Genomic DNA, 7548 nt, shown 5'->3' with positions numbered 1-7548 from the left:
TACTCGCTTACAACTTAATACGCATAATCATGCTTGATGCAACTAAAGAAGAAGATATCTTGCCTACTCAATTAAGCTTTAGCCAATCTATGCGGCAGGTAATCGCTTTCTTCATGTTTACGCCAATACATAGTGCAAGTAAGTTACCTGTTCATTATGATGAGTTACTGAAAACACTTAGGTTGTTTATCTTACCCGATAGGCTACCAGACAGGCATTATCCAAGGGTGATAAGAAGGAAACCAAATAAGTATCCTTACAAAAGAAAATGCCAGTCAGCTCTTAACTGACTGGCATTAAGCTTAAGCTGGCTTTTCTATCGTATTAAGATTTATTTGTGTGATACATCAATCAGTTCAACAGTCCCGTCTTCGCGTACTTCAGCAATTTGACCTCGCGGTTCATCCATAAAGAACAAAGTAACAAAGCCAATCATTGCCGTACCGGCGATAACATAAAAGAAAGTTGCATAATCAACGAACGATAACACAGTTAAAAATGTAACTGCCCCAACGTTACCATATGCCCCTGTCATCCCTGCAATTTGCCCTGTTAAGCGACGTTTAATTAATGGCACGACCGCAAACACAGCACCCTCACCTGATTGAACAAAGAAAGAACACGCCATGGCTGTTGCAACTGCTAACCATAATGGCCACTGCGAATTAACCATGCCCATTAACAGATAACCTGCGGCTAAACCGGCGGTTAAAATAAGTAACGTTGTACGGCGACCAAACTTATCTGAAATAAACCCACCTGCTGGGCGTGACATTAAGTTCATAAATGCATACGCACCGGCCACCATCCCTGCCATAACAGGGTCGAGCGAGAAGGTCTCAGCAAAAAATAGCGGCAGCATTGACACCACAGCAAGCTCAGAACCAAAATTTGTAAAATACAAAATATCCAGCACAGCTACTTGCTTAAAACTATAGCGATGTAACTCAGGTACTTCTTGCTCAAATACCGTTTTATTTACGTTCCACACTTTTTTAACTTCAAACAAGTACAACAGCACTAACCCACCATAAATAAGGTGTACGACATTTGCTTCAATCATCCCAACACCATTGGGTGAGAGTTTCCAAGCCAGTAATGCCATTGCTGCATACATAGGGATTTTCATGATTAGGAGTAAGAAAAAATCGCCTTTAGAAGTGACTTCCATCGCCCCTAAATTTTTAGGACGAAAGTACGTCGAGCCTTTAGGTGTATTGGTTACATTAAAATAATAAATAAAACCATAAACAAAGCTCATTACACCCGTAATACCAATTGCATAACGCCAACCATCATCGCCGCCAAAAATTAATGCCAACGTAGGCAGTGAAAAAGCCGCAGCAGCGGAACCAAAGTTACCCCAGCCACCATACACACCTTCTGCGGTGCCTAACTCGTGATGAGGGAACCACTCAGACACCATGCGGATACCAATAACAAAGCCTGCGCCGATAAACCCAAGTAAAAAACGAGCAATGGCAGCTTGCAAAAAACTATCAGCAAAAGCAAACATTAAACAAGGTACTGCGCTGACAATCAGCAAACATGAATAGACTAACCTTGGCCCGTATTTATCGGTTAGCATGCCAATAATCACGCGGGCAGGAATGGTCAAAGCCACGTTCAAGATCAGTAGTGTTTTTACTTGCTCTGTACTTAATCCCAAGGTGGTTTTTACAGCCTGTAGTAACGGTGCAAAATTAAACCACACAAAAAAGGTGATAAAGAATGCAAGCCAACTAAGATGTAAGATTTTCATTTTTCCTTGAAAGGAAAAAAGGTTAAATTTTTCACTCGCCATTGTCGTCTCCAAACGGTTTTATTAATTTGATTCTGAGCCGACTTACTAAAAAAGAATTGATGTAAATCAAGGAATAAAGGTAACCGCCGTGCAGCCAAAAACACCTCTACCCCCTATGAATAGGCGCACTGTAAAGCAATGCCTTTATTAACTGCGCTTACTACCTACTAAGGTGTATTAACACTCCCTATCACTCTACGAGAGAGATAAAAGGAGATATTGGAGGAATAACAATGAGGTTTTGGGATATCACACAGAAAAAAGCCTCCGAAGAGGCTCATAATTGCAGGGAACTGAAACTAATCTAGCTGCTAAAAAGCATGCTAAGCGGTTAAAACTTATGAGTGAGCATCAACCATACCTTATCGGTATCCGTGGCATAATCATCAGCGTTGTACATGGCATATTTAAACAGCACATTACAGTTGCTTGAAAGTGCATATGCAGCCGTTAAATCAAGCTCTTGGCCATAATCGATGCTGTGTGCATCACTATCAAAAAAGTGATAAGTCGCGCTCAGCTTTATATCTGCCAACTGCCCATTAACGCCAAAGTATAAATCAGCAAGTCCATTACCTGGAGTCGCTAAAAACTTATCTGCAAAACCTTGGAACTTATGCCCTGTTGCCAGTGGTGTACTAAAACCTATGTTGTTATCTGAGCCTAACAGCTCATAGCCAACTTTCCAGCCAAGCTTACTCACTTTGCCCTTTAGCTCCGCTAATATATAGTCAGCATCAAACGAATTGGGGTTATCGGCATAATCTTGTTGAGTTGCATAACTGAGCGTATAACTCAATGAATCGGATAATTGGCCTGTTGCGCGCACACCTATTGTTTGTGTTGAGCTGGCTAAAGCAGCATCAAAGTCATAGAGATAGGCAAACACACTGACATTAAATTGCTTATTAACTTGGTATGCAGCATTGGCAAAGTGTAATTTACCGTGCAAATCGCTTTTATTGCTGTCTTCACCAAAAATACGATTCACATTAAACACATAGCTGTAGTCGAACTTTAATGACTCTGTTGGTTTATAAACGACTCTGTAACCATCAAAAGTTTGTTCATTCTGGCGCCATGCGACACCCCCTACAAATCGTTGGTCATCAAGGTTGATACGTTGTCTACCCGCAACAACGTGCAACTCTTTATTCTTGAATTGTAAGCTTGCTTGATTAAGCTCAGTACCTTTAGGGTCAGCAACAACGGGGTGATCCGTATGACCATTAACGGTACTGTTATAATTGTCATTACCAATCTCGGTAACATTATCAAACTCGAGAAGTGCTGAAACGCCTTTGAGTGTCGCCGTTGTATAATTAATACGCGTGAGTAATGTTGATGCATGTGCTTGTTCAGCGATCCCCGATTGATCGACATTTTCATATCGATAACGCAACATGCCATGCACTTCACCATTCGCCAACATGTTATGAATGCCATTATCTTCAGTTGCACTCACTTGCGTACTCAAAGCAAATGTAACTAACGCTGTTAGAACTGAGAGCTGTGTTTTCATATCACTACCTTGCTATGTTTTTAAGTTATGCACAGATTACGGCTATGCATAACTATGAAAATTGATTTAAATCAATTTTTTCATAGCGTTACCTAATATGACTCACTGCACCTCCAAAGAGGTATAACAACACTGCCCTATTTAATGTAGGCTTATAGACGCGTTCTAAAGAAGGAAAATTGCATGTTATTAGAGAGTGCCAACACCCTGCGTTATTGCCGCCATATTCTGCTTCCTCAGGTTCAAGAAGAAGGGCAAGAAGCCATTATGGCAAGCCACGTACTCGTTGTCGGAGCTGGAGGACTGGGTAGTGCAGTACTCCCTTACCTTGTTGCGGCAGGTGTCGGAAAAATTACTTTATTTGATCATGACACAGTGGATATAACTAACCTGCAACGACAAATATTACACACCGAAAACAGTGTGGGTCAGTTAAAAGTTGAATCAGCTAAACAGCAATTAACAGCACTCAATAGCCAAGTAGAGATGACAACCTATGCTTCTGAGTTTACGACACACCATGAGCCAGAGTTAATCAGCGCTGATGTTGTCGTTGACTGCAGTGATAATCTCGCAACACGCTTACTGCTTAATCGCCTGTGTTGGACACATAAAACGCCCCTAATTTCAGGTTCTGCAATTCGTATGGAAGGGCAACTCATTCACTTTCCAATGCGTGACGGCGATCCCTGTTATGCCTGCGTTGCTCGGCTATTTAAAGAGCCCTCATTAAGCTGTATGGAAGCTGGGGTCCTTGCCCCAGTAGTTGGCACTTTGGGTTCATTGCAAGCCACAGAGGCGCTTAAAAGCCTGCTATCTATGCCCCCTAAAACAGTGTCAATGCTGTTATATGATGCAGAGCACCTGACATTTAAAGAGTTTATTATTCCAAAACAACCCCACTGCGAGGTGTGTGCAGAGCGTTAAAGTTACATTGCTAACCTTAACGCTCTGCACACGGAAACATCGCGATCACTTTGCTTCCTGCGGCTTCCTTTTGATTCACTCTATGTTGCTTTGGTAGGACAGACGCGAGTTGATACTGCACCGTTTTTGTCACTTGCAAACAGGCCGCTAGCGAAGGTTTGCCCACGCCATTGTTTATTTTCTGAAGCTGCTTGGTCATATCAAAATGATAAAATGTATTAATAGATAACTTTTCGAGGCTTAACTTCGCACAGTTAAGCCCACAGCCATCAAAAACAATAATCGCAGGAGAAGATGCTAACTTTTGCCAATGCATAGCAGAACCTGCTGTTAATGCCGCAATGGAGACTTTTTCAACTTTCCCCTGCATAATTAAACTTTGTGATAAGTCTTCAGCCAGCTCTGCACCATAACTACAGCCAGAGCACGTTAACAATATTGGTAAAGATTGCTCCTTCATGCTTTCCACTCTTTTTACTGATACGTAAATATCAGCTTAGTAAGCGTACAAAAATTCAGCTTGATCTACATCAAGAGGAATGAAGTCCACACTAATTCAAAAGAGGTAGCTACTTTACCTAAACAACCATATTGACGTATAGAAACGTTAGCCTGCGCGGCCATCTGCTCTTGGTTGTGTTAACACCGGAAAATACACTAAGCAGAATAAACCATAAGCCATACACCATGTAATCACAGATAAAGAAATAAAGTACAGGCTCAATTGTGAATTTATCAACACACCAAATACGCGTAATAAGGCCGCTATTAATACCGCACCAAATGCAAAAATAATGGCGTGTTTAACCACTAATTTTCTTCCAGTGTGGCCTAAGCTAACACGCGCCATCATGCTTAAAATCATATTGCCCATAGCCCCCACAGTCAGTGCATGGAAAGCGGTCGAAATTGACAATAAATCAGTGAAGTAAGACATCCCCATTAATATAATTCCCACAGGAATAAACCAATAAGCCAAATGCAAACTCCACAGCAGTGGAACCGCTAAGGTTTTAAAGAACGGCCATCGCGCCGCACGAAGACAATGAAATACAGCACATATAATTAGCATGCCGCCAATGAGCTCATTGCTCAGGTAATAAACTGCACCAGTAAAAAACAACACAAAAATAAACCAGGTACTGCCAAGCGCTGCAATCTCTAACCAAGGTTTACCGTCGACCTTCTTTGTCGCAGTTGCATTTGCAGTGAAAAAGGGAATTACACGCCCGCCTAATACACTCATTAATAACGTAATTAGCCAAATAGCAGACATATAACCATGCTGATACAACTCAGGCATCCCCAGTGTCACGCCTAAGTGCATTAATAAATTGGCAGCACTGAGTAATAAAATAATCGGCACAAAAAAGAGGTTTCGCATTTGCCCTTTAACAATGATTGGTTTTGCTAACCAATAACCCGCTAAGGGCAAAAACACCATATCAATACCAAATACTAACCAGTGCGGCAAAGCGGGCACCACCATGGCAACTCGCGCGATTAACCATGCAAGAGTTAACAGCAGCAGCTTTCGACCATGAATAGAGCGTAAACCTGTCCAGTTTTGTACCGCGGTTAATAAAAAGCCGATAACAATAGCGCACACAAAACCAAATAGCATTTCATGGCTATGCCAAAACAAAGCCCCTCCATAAGGAGAAAAAGACCAGTGACCATTGAGTACTAATCCCCACACAACCAAAGCAATACAGCTAAATAAACCCCCACACAAAAACAGCGGACGAAATGCGAGCTGAAATAAGGCAACGTCACTTTTGGTTTGTTGTTCATCGGATATTTGCATCATAAACTATCATCTTCTAAAAAATTATAACTCGCAGCTTCATTCAATCTTCGTTGATAGCGCTCAGCACGCACCGCGAAATACATCAGCATCATACAGACAGCTAACACAGCGTAAAGCAACATAAAAGAGGCACTGTAAAAGCCAAATAAATCAACCACCGCACCAAACATTATCGGTAATGTGAATCCTCCCAGGGCCCCAATGGCAGCAATAAAACCGCCTACCTTGCCCATTTCTAACGGGTAGTTTTCATGGATAACTTTAAACACACTGGCACGACCAAAGCCTTGCGCTAAGCCAATCACAAATAATAAGCCGGTAAACACCCACACATTCACCGACACAGATAAATTCACATCTTGCTTAATACCATGAATGGTCATTGTTGTGGGCGGGTAGCTTAAGAAAAACAAACACACTAAACACACCCAAAATACGCTCCAGTTAACACTACGACCGCCATACTTATCGGCAAACCACCCACCAAGAGCCCGTATCACCGACGACGTTGCAACAAAAAACAATGTAAAGGCCATCGCTTGTTTAATTGATAATTGATAGGCCTGCATATAGTAATATGGCAGCCAAAGCAGTAAGGCCAAAAAAGAACCAAACACAAAATAATAATAGAGCCCTAATCGCCAAACTTGCGTATTTTTCAGTAACAGTGTCCAGGTTTGCGGTTTACTATTAATAACATGAGCGTTATCTGGCTGGCTGGGGGCAAACACACCATACAGCACAGCAACAAATAACAAGCCAAACGCATACACAGGCCCAACCCACTGCCAACCATAGCGCTCCATTAACCAAGGCGCTAACACGAGTGTAATAGCGGCACCGGCATTACCCACGCCAAAAATCCCCATCGCGGTTCCTTGTTGACTGCGTTGATAAAAATCACACACATAACGGATACCAAGGGTAAATGAGCTACCACTGAGACCAATCCATAAACCGAGAAAAAGTAGTTGAGAATAGCTTGTCGTTATATACAAGCATGCAAGGGCAGGCACACACACTAACATTTGCACAACAAAGAGCACTTTTGCCGAATAGCGGTCAGCCAATTCGCCAGCGGGGATCCGAGACAATGCACCTGTGAACATCGGGGCTGCAAGTAAGCCACCTAACTCAGTGACCGTTAATTGCCATTGCGATGATAAAGGCAATACTATCGCCGCATACAATGTCCATACGGAAAAGTTAGCCGCAAAAGCTAAAGTAGCAAATAATAACGCACGTTTAGCGCGAGACTCTGACATGCGATGCTCCAATTAAAAACGGTCGATGAACACGTCATCTATAAATCATTGACCCATTCTACCTAAAGCACGCGCTTTTTATGAGGCTCTACCCACAATGCCACAACTTAAAAATATCAACAGACAAAAACGTCGAACAAAATAAAAAGCATATAAAAATCAAATCATTAAAAACAACAACAATTACCCCAAAAGAGGTAGTTAAGCTTATTTGATAATA

General features: G+C 41.9%; 6 protein-coding genes and 1 pseudogene. 2 read left to right on the top strand and 5 right to left on the bottom strand.

Annotation, left to right across the window (positions count from 1 at the left end; genetic code table 11):
- Window positions 1–290, top strand: a pseudogene (locus LPA49_RS09850) (IS4 family transposase); the annotation flags it as partial.
- 41 nt (window positions 291–331) lie between these two features.
- Here the strand turns inward: LPA49_RS09850 and LPA49_RS09845 are convergent.
- Complete coding sequence (locus LPA49_RS09845) at window positions 332–1804, bottom strand: NarK family nitrate/nitrite MFS transporter (protein WP_065978357.1); 1473 nt, start codon at window positions 1802–1804, stop codon at window positions 332–334.
- A 331-nt stretch (window positions 1805–2135) separates the two neighbouring features.
- Window positions 2136–3326, bottom strand: coding sequence for an alginate export family protein (locus LPA49_RS09840; RefSeq protein WP_180311116.1), 1191 nt, complete (start codon window positions 3324–3326; stop codon window positions 2136–2138).
- A gap of 183 nt (window positions 3327–3509) precedes the next feature.
- On the opposite strand from LPA49_RS09840, the gene LPA49_RS09835 reads away from it, so the two are divergent.
- Window positions 3510–4253, top strand: coding sequence for a molybdopterin-synthase adenylyltransferase MoeB (locus LPA49_RS09835; protein WP_036973025.1), 744 nt, complete (start codon window positions 3510–3512; stop codon window positions 4251–4253).
- A gap of 16 nt (window positions 4254–4269) precedes the next feature.
- On the opposite strand, the gene LPA49_RS09830 is transcribed toward LPA49_RS09835, so the two are convergent.
- The 3 genes from LPA49_RS09830 to LPA49_RS09820 all read right to left on the bottom strand — a co-directional run bounded on the left by LPA49_RS09830 (window position 4270) and on the right by LPA49_RS09820 (window position 7328).
- Complete coding sequence (locus LPA49_RS09830) at window positions 4270–4713, bottom strand: putative zinc-binding protein (protein ID WP_051501921.1); 444 nt, start codon at window positions 4711–4713, stop codon at window positions 4270–4272.
- A gap of 147 nt (window positions 4714–4860) precedes the next feature.
- On the bottom strand, window positions 4861–6063 hold the full coding sequence (locus LPA49_RS09825; protein ID WP_196857407.1) for an NnrS family protein: 1203 nt from the start codon (window positions 6061–6063) through the stop codon (window positions 4861–4863).
- The gene (locus tag LPA49_RS09820) at window positions 6060–7328 is read right to left on the bottom strand and encodes a nitrate/nitrite transporter (protein WP_065978355.1); all 1269 of its coding nucleotides are present in this window, start codon (window positions 7326–7328) and stop codon (window positions 6060–6062) included. The genes LPA49_RS09825 and LPA49_RS09820 overlap by 4 nt, the downstream gene beginning before the upstream one ends.
- Window positions 7329–7548: the final 220 nt, after the last annotated feature.

Source organism: Pseudoalteromonas sp. MB41, from assembly GCF_020966275.1.
GTDB lineage: Bacteria > Pseudomonadota > Gammaproteobacteria > Enterobacterales > Alteromonadaceae > Pseudoalteromonas > Pseudoalteromonas lipolytica.
This window is presented reverse-complemented; position numbering and strand designations above follow the sequence as displayed.

Coding starts and splice junctions, on each gene's coding strand:
- LPA49_RS09845 (WP_065978357.1), bottom strand. CDS start 1,804: ATGGCGAGTGAAAAATTTAACCTTTTTTCCTTTCAAGGAAAAATGAAA.
- LPA49_RS09840 (WP_180311116.1), bottom strand. CDS start 3,326: ATGAAAACACAGCTCTCAGTTCTAACAGCGTTAGTTACATTTGCTTTG.
- LPA49_RS09835 (WP_036973025.1), top strand. CDS start 3,510: ATGTTATTAGAGAGTGCCAACACCCTGCGTTATTGCCGCCATATTCTG.
- LPA49_RS09830 (WP_051501921.1), bottom strand. CDS start 4,713: ATGAAGGAGCAATCTTTACCAATATTGTTAACGTGCTCTGGCTGTAGT.
- LPA49_RS09825 (WP_196857407.1), bottom strand. CDS start 6,063: ATGATGCAAATATCCGATGAACAACAAACCAAAAGTGACGTTGCCTTA.
- LPA49_RS09820 (WP_065978355.1), bottom strand. CDS start 7,328: ATGTCAGAGTCTCGCGCTAAACGTGCGTTATTATTTGCTACTTTAGCT.